The following is a 20,109-nucleotide window of genomic DNA, read 5'->3' as shown; positions in this document are numbered from 1 at the left end:
TGGGACAGGTGGACAGCCAAAAACAAGGCCCAAAAAGCCCCTAAAATGGCTGTTTTGCTAGAGTGTTGATAGAAATCAGGTACTTAGAAGCTGAAAGTATTGATAAAGCGTTACAGAACCATATCCATCAAAATTTGCTGAGAACTCACTTCGGGGCAATTAGCAGGTGGCCGCCGCTGAGAGTAGTGTCCCCCAGACTGCAAATCCCAAGCTTGGCGGTTGTCAGCCAGCATTACCCCCAAAATTTCTTGCAATTCCTTGGCAATTGTCGGGTCTTCCACTTGAACTATGGCCTCAACCCGTCTTGTGAGATTGCGCTGCATCCAGTCAGCAGAACCAATATACACCTCTTCGTCGCCACCGTTGAAAAAATAAAACATCCGAGAATGCTCTAAAAAGCGGCCGATAATACTGATAACTCTGATATTTTCGCTAACACCCTCAACGCCGGGACGCAAACAGCAAATTCCCCGAATAATCAAATCAATTTTAACTCCCGCTTGCGAAGCTTCGTACAAAGCAACAATGATTTGAGGGTCAACTAAAGCGTTCATTTTAGCGACAATGCGGCCACAGCTACCGCTGCCACCTTCGGCCTGCAAGCGGCAGAATTCTGCCTCGCGGCGGATTAAAGCTAAAAATCGATCGCGCATATTGACCGGTGCCACCAACAATTTGCGATAAGATACCTGCCGCGAATAACCAGTCAAATAATTAAACAAATCCGTCAAATCCGATCCCAAATCCTCGCGACAACTCAACAAACCCACATCGGTATAGAGTCCGGCTGTTTTGGGATTGTAATTGCCAGTGCCGATGTGGACGTAGCGGCGGATGTAATCGTCCTCGCGACGCACTACCATCACAATTTTGGTGTGGGTTTTGAGTCCCACCAAACCGTAAACTACGTGGACTCCCGCTTGTTCTAACTTGCGAGCCCAATTAATATTATTTTCTTCGTCAAACCTAGCTTTGAGCTCTACTAAAACGGCTACCTGCTTGCCGTTTTCTGCTGCTTCAATTAAGGCGCTGACGATCGGCGAATCTCCAGAAGTGCGGTATAAAGTCATCTTAATCGCTAACACGGAGCGATCGTGGGCCGCCTCAGTAATAAACCGCTGTACCGTCGCCGCAAACGAGTGATAAGGATGGTGTAGCATCAAATCCCCCTGGCGGATGGCGGTGAAAATATCCTCGCCCTCCTCAGCATCCAACCTCGATTTGTCTAAAATCCTTGCCGATTCCCAGTTCCGCAAGCGTGGTGGCACAACCGGAGTCCAAGGCGGGTCTTTCAGTTCCGGCACCGGCAGCCCCACAAAAGACATCAAATCCTTGAGGCCTAGCAGCCCCTCTACGACGTAAACATCTTGCTCACCGAGCTCCAGCTCCTCCATCAGCATATCTCGCAGCGCAGGGGGCATAATCGCTTGAATTTCCATCCGCACCGCAGAACCTCCAAACCGGCGCTTGCGGAGTTCTTGTTCTATTGCCAGCAGCAAATCCTCCGCCTCATCTTCCTCCACCGTCAAATCGGAATTGCGAGTAATGCGGAACGGGTGATATTCCTCAACGTCCATCCCCGGAAACAAAGCTTCTAAATTGTGGGCAATCACCTGTTCTAGGGGCACGCCAGTCCAAACCGGAGATTTGCCCCTCTGCTGCCACTGCAAATCCGCCGGTAGGGGCAAAAACCTCGGCAAAACCTGCGGTACTTTGACGCGGGCAAACAATTCTTCGTGCGTGTCGGGGTCCCTGACTACTACTGCTAAATTAAGGCTGAGATTGGAAAGGTAGGGGAATGGGTGGCTGGGGTCAACTGCTAGGGGAGTGAGTACGGGAAATACTTGTTCTTTGAAGTAGCGGTGCAAGTAATTGCGCTGTTCTTGATTGAGGTCAATGTAGTCGAGAATGTAGATTTCGCTTGCTGCTAGTTTCGGCCGCAGGGTTTGCTCAAAATACGAGTGCTGCTGAGTAACCATCGGCAAAAGCCGCTTGTTCAAGGCATCTAGCTGTTGTTGGGGAGTGCGGCCGTCGGAGGTTAATTTGCTGACTTTTGCGTGTACTTGTTGTTTGAGGGCGCCCACGCGCACCATAAAATATTCGTCTAGGTTGGAGCTAAAAATAGCGAGAAATTTGAGCCTTTCTAGGAGGGGCGTGCGGGGGTCGAGGGCTTCGTGGAGCACGCGGTTGTTGAATTCTAGCCAGCTTTGTTCTCGGTTGAAGTAGTATTGGGGGTCGCTGAGGTTGATTTCAGTGTAGGTTTTGGCGGGGGTCTTTTTTGGCTTGGGCATGGTTTGAGGGAGTCTTTGGGAGGCTCGGTGATGGCATCTCTAGAAATAGTATTGTAGGTTAAAGGATTGGTTCGCATCTGCTTTTGGTCGATCGCGCGTTTTTGTGATACCTTTCGGGAAACGGCATTGCCGTGTCCGGCGCCTGGATGTGCGACTTATCCCCTCGCCCCAATCCAATTCTGTACCGCATTCAGCAAGTCCTCTTGATTTGGCCCAAAACCTGTTAAGGGCAATTCCAGCGGTGGGTTAAGCGTGCCATGCTTGATAAAATTCTGGGTAAGTCATATTTTCGGCACACTCCCAGATGACTCCGTAGCACTTCTCATTGCGACCCAAATCATTTTTGTAGATTTCCGAAGTTAGGCATTTTTTTAAACCTGAAACTGCGGTAGCGAAGTGTTTACCTGTCATAATTTTCCCTAAGCAACCTGCTGGGTCATACACGGTATCTTCATGACGTGACTTGCGGATTAACTCTACTAAGGTGGCGATCGCAACTGAGTTACCTATGTCTATTTTCCCTAAGCTAGATGCCGCTACACACCGGGTATCGAGTTCCCGTGAATTGCGGATTAACTCCTGTAAAGCGGAAATAACTTCGGGGTAATCTTTCCCTACTGCCCCTAACATTAATGCCGCGCTCCTCTGGGTATATTCATCACCAGAATTGCGGATTAACTCGACTAAACCGAATATCGCCACTGGCTGATCTTTGCCTATTGTCCATAAACTATTGCTCTCTACAAAACAATCGTCGTGACAAGTACCGATTAACTCGACTAAAGTAGAAATCGCAAGTTGCTGCTCTTTGCCTGTTTTCCCTAGACTATTTGCAGCTCGCCAGCGGGTACTTTCATTCTGAGAAGTACGGATTAACTCGACTAAAGCGGAGATTGCTTCTGGGCTATCTTTACCTATTTTACCTAAACTTGCTGCCGCTTGCCGCCGAGTAACTTCATTCTCAGAAGTACGGATTAACTCGACTAAAGCAGAGATTGCTTCTGGGCTATCTTTACCTATTTTACCTAAACTTGCTGCTGCTTGCCATCTAGTATCTTCATTCTGAGAACTAGCGATTAACTCGACTAAAGCGGAGATTGCTTCTGGGCTATCTTTGCTGATTTCCCCCAAGCTTCTTGCCGCTAAACGCCGAGTAAATTCATCACCTGAATGGCGGATTAACTCGACTAAAATAAAAATTGCTTCTGGGCTATCTTTGCCTATTTTGTTTAAACTTTCTGCTGCTGACCCCTGGGTTATATTATTGTTTGAATTGCGGATTAAATCCCCTAAAGCTGAAATCGCTACTGTGTTACCTTTGTCTATTTTCCCCAAACATTCTGCGGCTCGCCACCGGGTAACTTGATTGCGGGAAGTGCGGATTACCTCGACTAAAGCAGCGATCGCAACAGGGTTATTTTTGCCGATTGTTGCTAATCTTTCTGCCGCTTGATAACGATTATCTTTAGGACGGTAGTTGCGGATTGAATCCAATAAAGTTTCGAGCGCTACCGGGTTATCTTTGTCTATCTTACCTAAAATTTCTGCCGCGAAGCATTGAGTAACTTTATTATCTGAAGTGCGGATTAACTCGACTAAAGCCGCAATCGCCACTGGATTATTTTTCCCTATTTTCACTAAGCTATATGCCAATATTATACAGGTAGGTACCTTATGCCGAGAGAAATGCGGGTAGAAATGGTTATCAACTGAATTGCGGATTAGTTCTACTAAAGCGGCGATCGCTTCTGGGCTATCTTTGCCTATTGTCCCCAAGCTATATGCCGATCGCTTCCAGGTGTTTTTATCAACAGAAGTGTGAATTAACTCTGCTAAAGCGGAAATCGCTACTGGGCTATCTTTATCAATTTTACCCAAGATATCTGCCGCTTGCCACCGAGTAACTTCATCCTGAGAAGTATTGATTAATTCGACTAAAGTGGCGATCGTGTCTGGGCAATTTTTGCCGATTTCCCCCAAACTTCTGGTCGCTTCCCTCCGGGTATATTCATCACCTGAATTGCGGATTAACTCGATTAAAGCGGAGATAGCCCTTTGGCGATCTGTTTCTTTCAGAACTTCCCTTGCTCTATCGACAATTGGATCGAGAAATGTCCGCAAATCCTGTTTTTGCTTATTAAAATAACCAAATCCCCAAATAACAATCTGCGACACAATCTCATCAGCAAGACTACAATCTTTAAACTCAGCAATCCCCGCAGCAGCTAGAAAATATGCCCGATATCCATAAAATTTATCCCACCCAACCTTAAACTTAACCAACGCCTTAATAAACGCTTCCTTCTCATTCTTCCCTACATCCTCACGCCCCAACCACAGCAAAATCACCTCTTTCCACTGCTTCTCAAAAATGCGATACCTAGCATCAGGATGTTGCGGATTCTTAGGAATATGATTCAAGAAAAAGTGCCAATCCTCAACCGCCAACGCCGCAAAATATTCCTGAAACGTCGGATGGTAAAAAGCATAAATCCCCTCCAGCGTCTCCGCATCCCTCGCCACTAAATTCAGCCAACCCAAACGACAAGCTAACTCAAACTGCGATGCACCCATCACCCGATATCCCACACTTTCTCGCAACTGAAACCGCGACGTTTCATTTAACATCCCAGAAAGTGCCAATTTCCCCAAAGCCGCATTCAATTCCTGCTGCTGAATCCAATTCAAGTGCGGTTTTTTCCACTGATACAAAGTTGTCACAAACCGCTGATAAAGCTTCGCCTTAGTATCCGGTAAATCCCCATCCAACGACTGCCAAGTGCCGCACAATAACGAACATCTCAGGGGATTTTTCACTAAATCTCGAATTCGCTCTTTTCCTGATGCTGCTAATGCTTCCCGTAGCTGTTGAGAAAGCACCCCCCCAGCCCCCCTTGCTAAGGGGGGAGCAAGAGTTTCATCTAATTCTTCCCCTGGCTGTTGAGAAAGCACCCCCCCAGCCCCCCTTGCTAAGGGGGGAGCAAGAGTTTCATCTAATTCTGTACTCTCATCTTCTCTTGTCCCCCCCCTTACCAAGGGGGGGTTAGGGGGGGTTAAAAACTGATCGATAGTTTCCCCATCTTCTCTTGTCCCCCCCCTTACCAAGGGGGGGTTAGGGGGGGTTCCAAACCGGGGGTTAGGGGGAGTTCCAAACCATTTATCAATAAACATTTCCACCTGTTCGGGATAGGAAAACTCCAGAGTGCGATAAGTATCAAATGTATCCAACGCAGAGCCGATCGCATCCCAAACATTCTGCCGACAACTTAGCACAATTCGCGCCCTTTGAATACAGCCGCCGGTTCTAATTTGCCGCTGAATTTCCGCCAAAGGATTGCCATCTCCCACCGCCATCTCATCCGCCCCATCCAACACCAACCAAACGCGACTAGCATTAAACTGTGCTAAAAAATCATCCTTAATTTCCGCCGTCGCCTCAGCCTTCCCAATTCTCTTAATTGCCGCCAACAACCAACTATCAAATAAATAGGTTTCTAATTCCTTCCCCTGCAAATCTGCCAAGGATACCCAAATTACAATCGCCTCCGAAATTTCCGCCGCTACCCAATTCGCAATCTGCCGCAACAGCGTTGTTTTTCCCGCCCCCGGTTCCCCAATAATTCCTAACCGCTTGCCATTGCTTTTCGGGCTACTTCCTTGCTGGATAACTTGCTCAATAAACTCGCTGTGTTCAAAACCTTGAGTAACTTCTTTTTCCCGGTACAAATCCGAACCTTCCTCAGCCGCAACATCCTCGCCTCGCTGAGTCACTTTCTGCAGTTCCACCAATCCCAGCGGCACGTAAACATCATCTATTTGATGGTTGCCAAAAGTTAGCTGATTGCTACTCAGTCGCTGCTGTTCTTTTTCGTCTAATATCTGCTGGCAAATAGCTTGCCAGTCAATCGGACGATAAGCAATGCGGCTGTTTTCAACTATCTCCTCAAGCAAAGCCTTTAGCTGTTCAATAAAAGCGTGAGTTTCGGCGGTTTGGGTATCATTCCGCGTTAAACTTTGCGCTGTAAAAATCTGGAACACCTTTTCATTGTCCTTGATTACCTCGGCAAAGTACGCAGATACTAAGCTAAACAAATTTTCGGTTAATTTAGCTTGATAAAGTGTGACTTCACAATCTTTGAGGGCAACTTCCAGCAGTTTATCTTGAACTTCTTGAAAGCGATTTTGGCTTAACTCGTGGCGGGAACTTAGCAGCAATTCTATCTCATCTAAACCTTCTATTGGAATACCTGAAGGGGCTGTTTCTTCGTTAACCTGGTTTAATTCAGATTTTAACTGCTTATTCTTCTTATCTAGCCATTCTAAATAAGGACGGTCTTGAGGCAAGTAAATCAGGAGTGCTTTAGAAGCCCTGCGAGACGGCTCAACCAATTCTTTATAACATTCTGAGGCGATTTGTTGCTGAGCTTTCAGGAAAGAATGTTTCAGCGCTTTTTCTAAATCGTGATTGACAATTTTACCGTTTCGTGATAGCTTATTTACTACCTTCAAACAGAGGTGCTTGAGTGCATCATTGGCTTGAGCGCCCACTATCCCATCGAAAGCGACCTTCAGAAGACCTGCCAATATAGCAGCTTCTAGCATTTCACGGTTCTCCTAATTTCAGGCTCCAAGCGGGTTACTTTAATGATAGGCGATCGAGTTTGGTTGCGATCGACAATTGCTGAAATCATTACATCAAAACTTCGATCGTCACATCAAAAGTCGATCGCACACACATTAGAATTTAAGCAAAACCTTCAACTATTTTTCGAGGATTACCACGAAATCCTCAATCATCACATCAAAAGTTCGAGCCAACTTGTGGACTGCTGCAAAGTCAACCATTGCCATACCCTGAGAACGGGCATAATTGCTAATGGTACTGTAGCCCACGCCCGATCGCTCCGCAACTTCCTTGAGCGTCCATCCCTTCTCGGCAGCCAACTCTCGAACCCGCAATCTGACTAAGCCTTTGCTCATATTCACTATTTACAAAATTTTGGATTTAGTATAATATATCAAAAAGCGATCGCCCCGGCCATTCGATTTTAGATTTTAGATTTTAGATTGACTCTAAAGATGAATCTGGGAGCTTGAACGTTGGTCGAAAATTTTGCGCCTCTCATGGCAGAAGTCGGGGCTTGTCTCCGTTTTGCGGCGGAGTCAACGAAACTAAAGACGATCGCCCGTTATAATTAATCCCGACCGATAATTTCTGTCTATCGCACTAGCAGAGATAGATTTAGCTACCACCACCAGATGCAACTACAATGATATCAGAAAATCAGTTAAGATCGTCAACGATCGGCGCCTCAAAAATTATTCACAAATCGTCTCGAGTCAATCCGCGATCGAGATTTGTCACCGAAGAAACAGTCGCACTCCTGTTCAACATATCACCCGAACAGATATACCGGATCGAATGCTGCCACAACGTGGTGTACGTTCATGCCAAAGGCCTGAGTCGATTTGTCAGCTACGCCGATTTCCCCCCAATCTTAGAAGTAAAACCGCCCTGTGCTCAAGATTTTGTGGGATGGTACAAACGCTGGAAACGGACACAAGCACCAGAATTTTGGACTAAATTCTATACGTATAACTTCAAAGCGGCTGTTTCAGTTGACAGCTTACTTGAGTGGGGTAAATTAGTCGCTACAGTTAAATCGGTAATTTCTGCCTCAGCGCTGCAACAGCTACGAGATGTTTACGCTCAAGAAAAAACATTGATGGAGAATTTTTAAAGCACGCGCAGCGGCTCAACCTGCAATTGTTGGTAGCCAGCAAATGTAAGGTGTGTTTCGGCGCATCTTACGGCTTAGAAATGATCGTTTGTAAGGTGCGCTGCGGCGCACCCTACGAGATATAGCAATCCTTGCAGGATTCGTAAACTTTTTACCTTACCCCAACCCTCCCCTTATCAAGGGGAGTCCGTAAGAAATGCACAAATGATGCGAGGATTGCTATAGAGGTTCTGATCAAAACTCACCCTTTATCTGCCAATCCCCACATATTGGAAACCAGCCGCTTCTAAAGCCTTCTTGTCTAAGAAATTGCGGCCGTCAATCATCACGGGATGATTCATCAACTTCGCCATTTTCTCGTAATCTAAATTGCGAAACTGTTCCCAGTCAGTCACCAACACCAAAGCATCGCAACCGTCTGCCAGTCTTTCCGGATCGGTTTCTACCAAAACTCCCGACAAACCGTGACGCATCCCAGTTTGAGAAACAATCGGATCGTAAGCTTTAACTTTCGCTCCCAATCGATTCAAATTCTCGATTAAATTCAGCGCTGGAGCATCTCGCAAATCGTCAGTATCCGGCTTGAAAGTTAAACCCAAAAGTCCGACGGTTTTACCTTTGAGAATCTTCAAAACGTGCTGCAACTTTTCAATAGCAATCAACCGCTGGCGTTCGTTAACTTCCACCGCCGCTTTCAGCAAATGTGCCTCGTAGCCGTAATCCTCAGCAGTGTGAACTAAAGCTGAGACATCTTTGGGGAAACAAGAACCGCCCCAACCAATGCCAGCTTGCAGAAACTTGTTGCCAATCCGTGAATCTAAACCGATACCTCGGGCAACTTGAGTAACATCTGCGCCGACACGATCGCAAATGTTAGCAACTTCATTAATAAAGCTGATCTTCGTAGCCAAAAAAGCATTAGCTGCGTACTTAATCATCTCCGCTGAACTGATATCAGTCATCACCACAGGAACTTCCGGCAAAGACTGATTTTCTGCAAACTTGCGATCGACAATCGGCCGATATAACTGTAGCATCATATCCATAGCCCGCCGAGAGTTGCTACCGAGAACAATGCGATCGGGATTAAAAGTATCGAAAACAGCACAGCCCTCCCGCAAAAACTCCGGGTTGCTAACCACATCAAATTGAACACCTTTTTTTGCTGCTACTTCCTCACCAGTAACCCCGTCACCGCTGTGAGGTTTTTGACGTTCTGCTAAGCCGTCGAGGACAATCCTCCGCACCCAATCTCCCGAACCGATGGGCACTGTCGATTTGTTTACGATTACTTTGTAATCGCCGTCGAGGTGAGCTCCAATTCCACGAGCAACCGCTTCCACGTAGCGAGTATCGCTTTCCCCAGTAGGCAAAGGAGGCGTCCCCACCGCAATAAACAAAATATCCCCGTGAGACACTCCTGCTGCTAAATCCGAAGTAAATTCTAGATTGCCAGACGCAGATGCAGAGGACATTAATTCAGACAGTCCAGGTTCAAAAATAGGCGACTGTCCCGACTTCATTAATTTAACTTTTTCTTCGTTGTTGTCTACGCAAATCACGTGGTGGCCGATGTGGGCCAAACAAGTGCCGGTGACTAAACCAACGTATCCTGTACCGATGACGCAAACCTGCATAGAAATCTCCTCAAAGTTAGTAAATAAATCCGATGAAAACGAAGGAAGAAGGAAAAACGAAGAAGGAAGAAGGAAAAATATCTTGTAGGGGTAGCGCCCCCGTGCCTACCCCTAGAGGGCAACCACGGGGGGTTTGCCCCTACCCATCGGCCGTCTCTACTTTTGGTTTCCCTCAATGCGATCGCGAAAATCCTTTATAGTCAACTCTAAACCTTGATCCAGCGGCACAGTTGGCTCCCACCCCAACCAATTTTTAGCACGAGTAATATCCGGTTGTCGCTGTTTGGGATCGTCTTCCGGCAGCGGTTTAAAGATAATTTCTGCCCCTGGATTAATCGTATTTTGAATTTTTTGTGCCAGTTCCAATATAGTGTATTCGCCGGGATTACCCAAATTCATCGGCCCGATTTGGTCGCTATTCATCAAACGAATGAATCCTTCCACCAAATCCGAAACGTAGCAGAAACTCCGCGTTTGGGAACCGTCGCCGTATACAGTCAGCGGTTCGTTTCGCAAAGCTTGAGCAATAAAATTGCTCACTACTCTGCCGTCATTTTCCAACATCCGCGGGCCATAGGTATTGAAGATTCGTACAACTCGAATGTCTACCCCATTTTGACGGTGGTAGTCAAAAGATAGGGTTTCAGCTACTCGCTTGCCTTCATCATAACAGCTCCGAATTCCGATACAATTAACGTTGCCGCGATAATCTTCTGTTTGTGGATGTACGTCAGGATCTCCGTACACTTCGGAAGTCGAAGCGAGAAAGAATCTTGCTTTTACCCGTTTGGCCAATCCCAACATATTCATCGTGCCGATGACATTTGTTTTAATGGTCTTGACAGGGTTGTACTGATAGTGTATTGGGGAAGCGGGACAAGCCAGATGGTAAATCTGATCTACCTCTAACCGAATCGGTTCCGTGATGTCGTGGCGGATCAGCTCAAAATACGGGTTGTCCAGCCATTTGAGGATATTGCGTTTAGTCCCGGTGTAAAAATTATCCAGGCAGACTACCTCCTGTCCTTGGGCCATTAAGCGATCGATTAGGTGGGAACCGAGGAAACCCGCACCGCCTGTGACTAAAATTCTCATTGTGGAAACTGCCGTTCTGTTTAGGGGGAGGACTGGGGTACAAAAATTCAGTCGATCGAATGAAACTTACTAATAGAATAACAAAATTGCGATCGACGATGTAAACACTTCTGCGTCTCTTTCATCAAATCTTTAATTAACTTAGCATTTGCCAATACTTTGAACAAAGTGCTATAATTCGCAAATGTCAGCTAGCAATTTTTAGTGAAGTTTCAATATTTCCGAAAAAACACTCTTGACATTAGTTCTGTTATTTGTTACTGGTTATTGGTTATTTGATGACTTCTGTCTGAGGTTGGGCGATGCCCTAGGGGATAGCTGCGCTTCACGGGCTTATTTGAAAAAACCGGGGTCGATTTATCTGAAAAGCAATATGAGAGAAATTATGTCGATTTCGGGAAGAGAATGTCTGCCACTTTCAACCCTGGGTTGCACCCGTTCAATCGGGATTTGTGGAGATTGCAACCAGAACTAAATCAGGTTGATTGTCTAGCTTTTATTTTTACAATTTCTCAATAATCGACCAAAGTTACGATCGGCTAAAGTTGTCTCGAAGGCGAAATCGGTGCCAGAGTCTGATAAAGTTCCCAGTCTTTGTATGATTAAGCGTGCTGCGAGGATGGCGACTGACTCTGGATTGAATAGGGAAATTCCAGCCGCGCTCGAATCTGCATTTACATATTCAAAATATTCTAAAAAATAGGGTAATAATCTCAGGGAAACTGTAGTTTTACCTGAACCGTTAGGGCCGCCAATAATGTAAATATTTGGCATAATTGCGCTTCAAATTTTACTCATACTATTAAGCATCCGTATACGAATTATGGTGTGGCTTGAACACGATCGATTAATCTGGTTTTTTTAACGAGCGAATTTTGATCGATAGCTTACGTTCGGCCAGATATTCTGCACGATTAACCTGCAATAAACGCACAGTGACTCGACCGATCGCAGTTAGAGGTTGGATTGTACCACTTTCAGTTTGAAGTTTAAAATGGTCTTCCCAGCTATCTTTTCGAGGGTTGTAAAGTCGAACCACTTCATCTGTTTCTGGATCGATCGAGGCAATGTCGCTGCCTTTATTTTTGTTACAAATTGAGCAAGACAAAGCCAGATTATTTTCTACTGTTTCGCCACTGTGTTTCTCTGCAATGATATGGTCTATTTGATGAGACGAGAGGGCGAGTGTTTCTGGGATTAAACAATATTCGCAGTATCCGTTGGCGCGATCGCATACCATTCGTCGCAGACTAGCTGAAACGTAGGTTTTACTCATGCAGCCTCGCTCAGTTTCAGCAGGGCTTGCGCTTTGGCAATGCGTACTAAATGTTCGACAAATTCGTATTGCTGCCACAAACGCTGCTCCATCGGCGTGAGTCCTTCTGTGCGATTTTTCTCTAATAAAGTATCGATTTCAGCTTGAAGATCGTCGGATAAACGCAGGGCTAATATTTCTTGTGGCGAGGGTAAACTTGCTATAAATTCTAATATCTTCGTTAGCCCCGAAAATCCGCTTGAAGGATTGGCTTCGACTTCCCTCAATCCCAGCATCAAAATCTGTGGTAACTCATCTTTGAGAGTATCTAGCCGCAGTGCTAGTTCGTCGGGAATTTGAAGGGTAATTGTTGCCATTTTTTTACTCACTGACGCTCTCATTGAATGGTAGCACAATAGACGACGGGAATTATAATTATATAGTGTCGTTATTGGATAGCGGTGGAATCTCAGCAGCAGTTATAGTCACGATTTTACCATCAAGCCAGATACTAATTGATTGTCCTAGTCTGCAGTGTTTTTCATATGCTTCGGCAATTACTACTGTCACACCTGCATCAATTTTTTCATATAACTTAAGGAGTTCTTCTTCAGTCATTTGATTCCTAACCTATGCTCCATTCTATTCAAAAAAAGCTTCTAAATCCCGATCGCCTGTGATAATTCTCATAATTTCAATTCCATCGTTCGCGATGCGGTAAAAGATAATGTAGTTTTGCACAGGAATACCGCGCAAGTAGGGGCGAAGTTGACTATAAGTGCGTCCCATCAGAGGAAATTGTGTCAAGTAGCGGCATTTTTTAGTGAATTCATCGATGAATCGTTCGCCTGCTTCAACGTTGCGTGCGACGAAATAGTCTGCGATTTCGTCAAGGTCGCGAATCGCTTCAGGTGAGATGATATATTGGCTCATCAGGGATTATACCGATCGAGCTTTGTGAAATTTGGCTCTAATTTGAGCGATCGCCGTTTCACCATCCACCCCTTCACCGCGATCGAGTTGTGTGGCGGCGATGTCGATTTTGGCGCAAACTTCTTCTACCCAGCGATTGTATCGATCGCGTTTTTCCAGCAGCCGTAGCGCGTCAGCAATGATTTCGGTAACGTTGGTATAGCGCCCGCTAGCGAGTTGGGCTTGGATGAGTTGTTCTTGTTCGGGGGTGAGGGTGATACTCATAGGTAAAGATCGGCTGGCTATTGTTTTATTGCACTTCGGGGGGATTGCACGTTTGTCTCTATTCTATTCTAATCTATGACTGATGCGTTACGTTGCACTAGCAATACCTACTACTATTTATCGATCGCAATCGCTAGTTCGTCGCGAATTTGAATGGTAATTCTTGCTATTGTTTTTAGTCACTGATGCTCCGATCGAATCATAGCACAATAGAAGCGCGATCGCCCTTTTGTGAGAAATGCAGTGTGCGATCGTCCCGCGCGATCGGGTAAAGGTGCGATCGCGCTTCCTGATTTTAGTCGCTACACCCTACCAATCAGTTGAATAGCGGCAAAATTTTAGTTTGAGTTGTTATCGTTGATGTCTAGATTTTGTATTGACAATTCTGAAGGTAGCGGTACAGTTATTTGTAGGTATACACCAATTTTTATTTGATTGTTCTCAAAACTTATATTAGTTACATTAACTTTACTATTTTCAGATAAACCGTTTTGAATAGGTAATTTAGCAGGTGGCTTAGTTTTATATCCAGCATCCTCAAGCCATTCAGCAATATTTCTCCAGTTATCTATTTTGTCAGTGGATTTACTTACAAGGCTTTTGACATATTTGTACAGAGTAGCACAGAGGTCAGTTTCAACTCCCTTGGGGGTTTTTTGGAGTTTTTCGGCGATTTCGGTGGGGCTGAAACAGCACAGTAATCCACGTAAGTGTAGCTTCTCCATAGGGGTTAGGCGCTTTCCCTTTGCCGAGGCTAGGTCTGTGTAGAGGGTTTCTAAGTCCCAGTGGTTTGCTGCTTGGTTAAATTGCTCGTTGGTGAGTGCCATCGGTTACATGGTTAAACATTCCTGATGTAATCCTAACATAATTCCTGATATATGTCAGGTTATTACCAGGCTCAGCTACTGTATGATAAGTGAATGCCGAAGCGTAAGTAATGCAATTTACAAGTCAAAAGTTTTGTGGGAGGGCTTTTTAGCCGTCACTGACTACAGTTAGCGACATGACTGGGGAGTAAGGCTGAACTTTGGTAAATTTCTCACTTTGACTCTAGTTTCGGCCACTGCCAGTAATTTTTTTAATTTATTTTCTGGGTTTTTGCATAATTTTCTGGATTTGCCCCTGATAAATAAATGGGAGGCAGCCATGCGCCTTCTGCGGACTGAGTTCTTTGTGAGTGCGCTCGCGACGAAAGCTTTGCTATGCAAGAGTTTTGCTTACATAGCAAATACCTGACTTCGCATAAATTTAGGGCGATCGCAGGATCTAAAAATACAGGCTAGCAAGTCATTTTTTCAGAAATGGAGAAAGACTTGTAGCTCGAATAGGGATAAATCTAGTATTCACACTGAGATTGCAACATGAACATTAATGGAACGTTGGCTGACGATACTCTCAATGGCACCCCCGATGCAGATTTAATATTTGGACAACAAGGCTCTGACTTAGTGTTGGGCCGTGATGGAGACGACTTAATCTACGGCAAGCAAGGAGATGACAAGCTATACGGTAATGAAGGTAATGATACCGTCTACGGTGGCAAAGGTAATGATAGCGTCTACGGTGGCAAAGGTGACGATCGGCTGTTTGCTAATGCTGGAGATAATTTGATATACGGCAACGAAGGCGAGGATACAGTTAATGGCGGAATAGATAACGATACAGTTTACGGTGGTAAAGGTAATGACAGCTTGTTTGGCAACTTCGGGGATGACATTCTCTATGGAGATCAGGGAGCAGATACATTAACTGGCGGGAATGGTAACGACACTTTTTTTATTGGTAAAAATACTGGGGCTACTGAGCTTTCGGATGCCGATTTTATTGTTGATTATACAGAGGGTGAGGATGTAATTAAGTTAAGCAACGATCTTGCCTTTGATGACCTCAAGATTTATGTGGGTACAGGGGTTAATGCTGGCTACACGATTATTCAGGATGACTTAACAAGGCAATATTTGGCAGTTTTGGAGGGTGACGGCAGATTGACTATTGCTGATTCTAGCGGGATTGTGAGTCTGACGCCTGCGCCTTTGCCGACTCCGACGCCTGTGACGACTCCGACGCCTGCACCGACACCTGCACCGACACCTGCGCCGACTCCGACGCCCGCGCCTGTGACGACTCCGACGCCGGCGCCGACACCTGTGACGACTCCGACACCGGAGCCGAAGCCTTCAATCACCCCAAGTGCAACGACTCCGACGCCTGTGACGACACCTGTGACGACACCTGTGACGACGCCTGTGACGACTCCGACACCTGTGACGACTCCGACGCCTGTGACGACGCCAACACCTGTGACGACTCCGACACCTGTCACAACGCCGACACCTGTGACGACTCCGACACCTGTCACAACGCCGACACCTGTGACGACTCCGACACCTGTCACAACGCCGACGCCTGTGACGACTCCGACGCCTGTGACGACGCCGACGCCAGTCACGACTCCGACACCTGTGACGACTCCGACGCCTGTGTCACCTACCCCACCAGTGATACCACAACTGCCTACTCCGCCAGTGCCTAACGGATTTAATATCACGTTCGATTATCGTTACGATACGACAGGTTTCTTTAACGATCCTAGTCGCAAAGCAGCACTGGAAGCAGCAGGTAAAATCTGGACAGATGTCATTAAAAACGATTTTCCCGATCCACCTATTGGGATATCTGGGACAATAACCCATCCAATTACAGGACAACTGCAAAATGTTATCTTCGATTCCCAAATTGATGATATGGTTCTGTTTGTTGGCGGTCAATCACCAGTGTTTAGTAATCCAAACTCAAACGCAGCAGGACAGCTAGTTTCTGGTCAAATGACAAGATTTGGAGGTAGTGTTCGAGGAGCACGACCGGGCGATATTTTTGGCAGCATCTCTTTTGAATCAAGTCTTAACTGGTTCTTTGACCCAACACCTGCAACTGTTGATGATATTCCATTAACCCAAGGTGATTTCATTAGTGTTGCAGTACACGAAATTGGTCACTCGTTAGGTTTTTATCCCCAGCGATCGGAGATTGTCACTGCTAATGGTCAGAAAGCCTTTGATGGGCCTAATTCTCGAAATGTCAATGCGGGAAATCCTATTCCGTTCCAACAATTCACACTACCTAATGGTGAAATTTTGGCCGGGCCACATATTGCTCCGAACTTCACCATAGACGGACAAACACCAATTATGAGTCCAAGTAGTGCTAATTTAAGAACTCCTTCGCGAGCAGACTTAGCTATCTTGGCAGACATTGGCTATCAAATTCCTAGCCTTGCTGGTTATGTCTCACAAGAAAGACCACAGATTGCAAGCCAAAATAGTGACAGTTTTTCTGGTACTGATGGTAATGATACGATCGATCTTCTAGGTGGAGATGATGCCGCCTTTGGGTATGAAGGTAATGATTTGCTCTTTGGCGGTGATGGCAATGACTTTTTTGATGGTGGTCTCGGTAATGATAGCTTGATTGGCGGTGCTGGAGCTGATAATATACTTGGCACAGAAGGTAATGATTTGCTTTTTGGCGGTGATGGCAACGATTTTCTTGAAGGTGGTGTCGGTAATGATAGCTTGATTGGTGGTGCTGGTCAGGACTTTTTCCACTTTAATACCACTCAAGATGTATTAATAGGACAAGATGTCATCTACTCCTTCTCTGTCGCCGAGAATGATGTCATTCAAATTCGGGGTTCAGGGTTAACTGCAAGCACAGTTTTAAGCCAGGTCAACAGCACTGGTAAAATTACTTTTGCTTCGGGCGGTGAACTTACTGTGTTCTCTGATGCTCCTTTGACTGCAAGTAATTTGTTCCTTCTGTAGTTGAGCGATATTTTGTAAGCAAAATAGTAAGGGCGATCGCCCTTAATGTCCAAAAGTGCGATCGCCCTCCTAAAATTAGTTAATGGTATAATCATCAATCAAATACCATTTAGAGTAAACCAATTATTTTGAATAATGGGACAGATACTTCTGAAGACACTCCAGAAGTTATAGAACAGGATATAATAGACCAAACGATTGAAGTAGGAAGTGGTTGTGACTGAAGAGGCAGTGGAGTAGAACCTCAGTGGCATAATCCAAAATCCATCAAAGCCTACGACCATATCGATCGCCATCATGGCCCCAAACTGAAACCCCTTAATTTTAGAGCCAGGGCGGCATCCAAAAATCAGCCTCAAGGCCAGTGGCTAAATGCTCAAGACTGGCTAAAAGCTGAACAAGTCACACCGAAATATCCCGGTCGTTACATTATAAATTTCAAGCGTTCTATTGGGAAAGTTCACTATCCAGATGGAACAATAATTGAAAATGTTACCCATGCTTTTATTAAAAGGAAACCAGATGGAACATTCAAATCTGCTTATCCTGTTCTCAATGATGCTACGCTGTCCTCATTAGATAGGAGCGATGAAAATGAATAACTATATCAATTTTACAATTCACCTAGAAGAACCTAATGGCGAAAAATATGCTGACGCACCAGATGACACATTAGGAGAACTTTCGCATTTTGAATTAGGTCTGAAACTATTTTGCTTTGAATGCGATCGTCTAGTCTCAATAGAAATCGGTGAAGAAAAACTAAACGTTTTTTTAGACCCCGATATCTGTATGCTGCTAGAAGATGAACTCCCCAAAAAAATTACTGAGTTATCCCAAGGGAAACCCATCAAAATAGAATTTGTTGAAAGTGTGTGCCTTACTCTTGAATTGCAGCCATTAACCAACGATAAAATTAGCTGTAATTTCAAAGAATTTGGATATTTATCTCCAAACCAGTTTACCCTAAAATCCAGAAATCAACACTTTGAACTGAATAAAACTCAAGTTATAACAGAGTTAAAGGGATTTGTCGAACAACTCATGGAAATGGCTCTAAATGGCGGCTACATCACCCTCGAAGAAAAGCAAGAATTCCTGATGCCACTGGGCGAAATTGCTCCTGCTTCGGCTATCTCGTAATTAAGTGCGATCGCCCTTCATCTCCAAAAGTGCGATCGCCCTTAATCTCCAAAAGTGCGCGCGAGCGTAGCTATCCCGTAGGGAATCGCCCTTAATCTCACTTCCCTTAATTACAAAACAAACTCGGCTCTACATGAAAAAAACTCCCCAGAATCAAGGCCAACTCTTTACCAATATCTCGATCGCCATTAACCACTTCATACACTCTTTTTTCAGATCCAATGACTCCTACCAAATCAGCAGGTTGTAACTCTCTTTGTTCCATCAAAAACAGCAGTATTGAATGAGGCGTTGCTGTGGTTGCTGGTGCATAGAATTCTTGCTCAAACTTTTCAATCAATGCAATCAGCAATTCATATAACTCATCTTCTTCTGGAGTGCGATCGCCCCGGTGCATCAACTCTTCCACCATAGCCAGAGCCTTCTCATTATCCGCTTCATTTCTAATTATTTTCGGCTGATACTGAGACAATAACTCTTTGTATTTATCTGGATTAAAAGTAAGGGTCATTTTTCCATTTCTCCTTATCATACTCAGCATGGGTGAGAATATATTTGATATAAATTAATTTGCTTTCATAATCAATACTAACTATTAATCGATAATTATTACCTTTGATATTAAAAACTGTAAACCCTCCAACAGCTTCGGCTTTAGGAAAAACAGATTGTACCTCAATTAAATTAGACCATTTAGCCTTGCTAGCAATTTTAAACCAGTTATCCAAAGCTTCCCCGCAATCAGCATGAGTTTCGCTGTATTCACGCACCCGTTTATAGCTGATTATGTGCATCTACTATACGCAATTTAAACTAAATTTTAGTTTAGCTAAACCAATTTCTTTGGTCAAGAGCGATCGCCCGACCTGTCCAAAAGTGCGATCGCTCTTTTAAAAACCCTAACTCCTGCTCAGACAGTTGACGTGCTACACTCAGAGTATCGTCACAGCCACAAACAGAATGCAAACCATTACCATCACAATTCCAGACGATCGCCTGCACAAGCTCCAAGAAACCGCCAACCGCCTCGGCGTTTCCCTAGAAGCATTACTCCTTGCGGGTGCTGAAAACTTGCTCGCACCACCAGAAACATCGTTCCAAAATGCTATGGAATACGTCCTCAAAAAGAATGCTGAACTATACAAAAAGCTCGCGTAATGCGCTATCTAACTTTAACAGAAATCTTAGAACTTTATCGGCGCATTATTGAGCAGTCTGGCTGCGCTGTCATATTGTTCCTAATTCTATTTGATAAATTCTGGCTCTGAAAAGTAAACTTTATTATGCCACAGTGCGATCGCCCGACCTGTCCAAAAGTTCTCGAAGCGTAGTTATCCCGTAGGGAATCGCTCTTAATCTAACTTCCCTAACTCTTTGTATTTGTCTGGATTTAAACAGTCCTAGACGCACTCCGAAAAAGAGTTTCTGGACCCCCACAGGGACGGGCAAGATGCCCATCCCACAAGAAAACTGACTCTTTGTGGAACAGGCATCTGGCCTGTTCTAGATGACTGCAAACAACTACAAAAAACAGACTCTTTGTGGAACAGGCATCTTGCCTGTTCCTGACAAAAGACCACAATCAAACAGACTCTTTGTGGAACAGGCATCTTACCTATTCTAGATGACTGCAAACAACTACAAAAAACAGACTCTTTGTGGAACAGGCATCTTGCCTGTTCCTGACAAAAGACCACAATCAAACAGACTCTTTGTGGAACAGGCATCTTACCTATTCTAGATGACTGCAAACAACTACAAAAAACAGACTCTTTGTGGAACAGGCATCTTGCCTGTTCCTGACAAAAGACCACAATCAAACAGACTCTTTGTGGAACAGGCATCTTACCTATTCTAGATGACTGCAAACAACTACAAAAAACAGACTCTTTGTGGAACAGGCATCTTGCCTGTTCCTGACAAAAGACC

General features: G+C 44.9%; 18 protein-coding genes. 4 read left to right on the top strand and 14 right to left on the bottom strand.

The window, feature by feature from the left end:
- Window positions 1–110: 110 nt before the first annotated feature.
- The 3 genes from ppk1 to QUB11_RS00855 form a co-directional block, all read right to left on the bottom strand.
- Entirely contained in the window at window positions 111–2,291 is a 2,181-nt protein-coding gene (ppk1, locus tag QUB11_RS00865; protein WP_333389431.1) for a polyphosphate kinase 1, read from the bottom strand.
- 246 nt (window positions 2,292–2,537) lie between these two features.
- Window positions 2,538–6,893: a HEAT repeat domain-containing protein gene (locus QUB11_RS00860; protein ID WP_333389429.1), complete on the bottom strand. Its 4,356-nt coding sequence runs from the start codon at window positions 6,891–6,893 to the stop codon at window positions 2,538–2,540.
- Window positions 6,894–7,052: 159 nt separating this feature from the next.
- Complete coding sequence (locus QUB11_RS00855; protein WP_006632503.1) at window positions 7,053–7,271, bottom strand: helix-turn-helix domain-containing protein; 219 nt, start codon at window positions 7,269–7,271, stop codon at window positions 7,053–7,055.
- 290 nt (window positions 7,272–7,561) lie between these two features.
- Here QUB11_RS00855 and QUB11_RS00850 point away from each other — a divergent pair, with 290 nt between their 5' ends.
- A complete protein-coding gene (locus QUB11_RS00850; protein WP_333199109.1) occupies window positions 7,562–8,032 on the top strand; it encodes a hypothetical protein in 471 nt (156 codons plus the stop codon).
- 248 nt (window positions 8,033–8,280) lie between these two features.
- Here QUB11_RS00850 and QUB11_RS00845 read toward each other — a convergent pair whose 3' ends face one another.
- From QUB11_RS00845 to QUB11_RS00805, 9 genes are all read right to left on the bottom strand, one after another.
- A complete protein-coding gene (locus QUB11_RS00845; protein WP_333199107.1) occupies window positions 8,281–9,669 on the bottom strand; it encodes a UDP-glucose/GDP-mannose dehydrogenase family protein in 1,389 nt (462 codons plus the stop codon).
- A 156-nt stretch (window positions 9,670–9,825) separates the two neighbouring features.
- Window positions 9,826–10,764, bottom strand: a complete 939-nt coding sequence (locus QUB11_RS00840) for a UDP-glucuronic acid decarboxylase family protein (protein WP_333199104.1) — start codon at window positions 10,762–10,764, stop codon at window positions 9,826–9,828.
- A 489-nt stretch (window positions 10,765–11,253) separates the two neighbouring features.
- Window positions 11,254–11,538: a hypothetical protein gene (locus QUB11_RS00835; protein WP_333199102.1), complete on the bottom strand. Its 285-nt coding sequence runs from the start codon at window positions 11,536–11,538 to the stop codon at window positions 11,254–11,256.
- 73 nt (window positions 11,539–11,611) lie between these two features.
- Window positions 11,612–12,040, bottom strand: a complete 429-nt coding sequence (locus QUB11_RS00830; protein ID WP_333199100.1) for an HNH endonuclease signature motif containing protein — start codon at window positions 12,038–12,040, stop codon at window positions 11,612–11,614.
- Window positions 12,037–12,396, bottom strand: coding sequence for a hypothetical protein (locus QUB11_RS00825; RefSeq protein ID WP_333199098.1), 360 nt, complete (start codon window positions 12,394–12,396; stop codon window positions 12,037–12,039). Before QUB11_RS00825 ends, QUB11_RS00830 begins: the two co-directional genes overlap by 4 nt.
- A gap of 58 nt (window positions 12,397–12,454) precedes the next feature.
- The gene (locus QUB11_RS00820; RefSeq protein WP_333199096.1) at window positions 12,455–12,637 is read right to left on the bottom strand and encodes a hypothetical protein; all 183 of its coding nucleotides are present in this window, start codon (window positions 12,635–12,637) and stop codon (window positions 12,455–12,457) included.
- A gap of 24 nt (window positions 12,638–12,661) precedes the next feature.
- Complete coding sequence (locus QUB11_RS00815; protein ID WP_333199094.1) at window positions 12,662–12,952, bottom strand: type II toxin-antitoxin system RelE/ParE family toxin; 291 nt, start codon at window positions 12,950–12,952, stop codon at window positions 12,662–12,664.
- Between the two features lie 6 nt (window positions 12,953–12,958).
- On the bottom strand, window positions 12,959–13,216 hold the full coding sequence (locus tag QUB11_RS00810; protein ID WP_333199092.1) for a type II toxin-antitoxin system ParD family antitoxin: 258 nt from the start codon (window positions 13,214–13,216) through the stop codon (window positions 12,959–12,961).
- A 338-nt stretch (window positions 13,217–13,554) separates the two neighbouring features.
- Window positions 13,555–14,043 (bottom strand): helix-turn-helix domain-containing protein, encoded by a 489-nt coding sequence (locus QUB11_RS00805; protein WP_333199090.1) that lies wholly within the window; start codon window positions 14,041–14,043, stop codon window positions 13,555–13,557.
- Between the two features lie 534 nt (window positions 14,044–14,577).
- Here QUB11_RS00805 and QUB11_RS00800 point away from each other — a divergent pair.
- The gene (locus QUB11_RS00800) at window positions 14,578–17,037 is read left to right on the top strand and encodes a hypothetical protein (RefSeq protein WP_333389427.1); all 2,460 of its coding nucleotides are present in this window, start codon (window positions 14,578–14,580) and stop codon (window positions 17,035–17,037) included.
- Window positions 17,038–17,631: 594 nt separating this feature from the next.
- A complete protein-coding gene (locus QUB11_RS00795) occupies window positions 17,632–18,180 on the top strand; it encodes a hypothetical protein (protein WP_333389425.1) in 549 nt (182 codons plus the stop codon).
- 106 nt (window positions 18,181–18,286) lie between these two features.
- On the opposite strand, the gene QUB11_RS00790 is transcribed toward QUB11_RS00795, so the two are convergent.
- Both QUB11_RS00790 and QUB11_RS00785 read right to left on the bottom strand, forming a co-directional pair.
- A complete protein-coding gene (locus tag QUB11_RS00790) occupies window positions 18,287–18,691 on the bottom strand; it encodes a transcriptional regulator (protein ID WP_333389423.1) in 405 nt (134 codons plus the stop codon).
- Complete coding sequence (locus QUB11_RS00785) at window positions 18,675–18,974, bottom strand: type II toxin-antitoxin system HigB family toxin (RefSeq protein WP_332955360.1); 300 nt, start codon at window positions 18,972–18,974, stop codon at window positions 18,675–18,677. Before QUB11_RS00785 ends, QUB11_RS00790 begins: the two co-directional genes overlap by 17 nt.
- 166 nt (window positions 18,975–19,140) lie before the next feature.
- Between QUB11_RS00785 and QUB11_RS00780 the strand changes: the two genes are divergently transcribed.
- Window positions 19,141–19,338, top strand: coding sequence for a DNA-binding protein (locus tag QUB11_RS00780; RefSeq protein WP_333389421.1), 198 nt, complete (start codon window positions 19,141–19,143; stop codon window positions 19,336–19,338).
- Window positions 19,339–20,109: the final 771 nt, after the last annotated feature.

Source organism: Microcoleus sp. B6-A1, assembly GCF_036705085.1.
Taxonomy (GTDB): Bacteria; Cyanobacteriota; Cyanobacteriia; order Cyanobacteriales; family Microcoleaceae; genus Microcoleus.
Note: the sequence above shows the minus strand (reverse complement) of the source record. Positions and strands in the feature narration are given on the sequence as shown.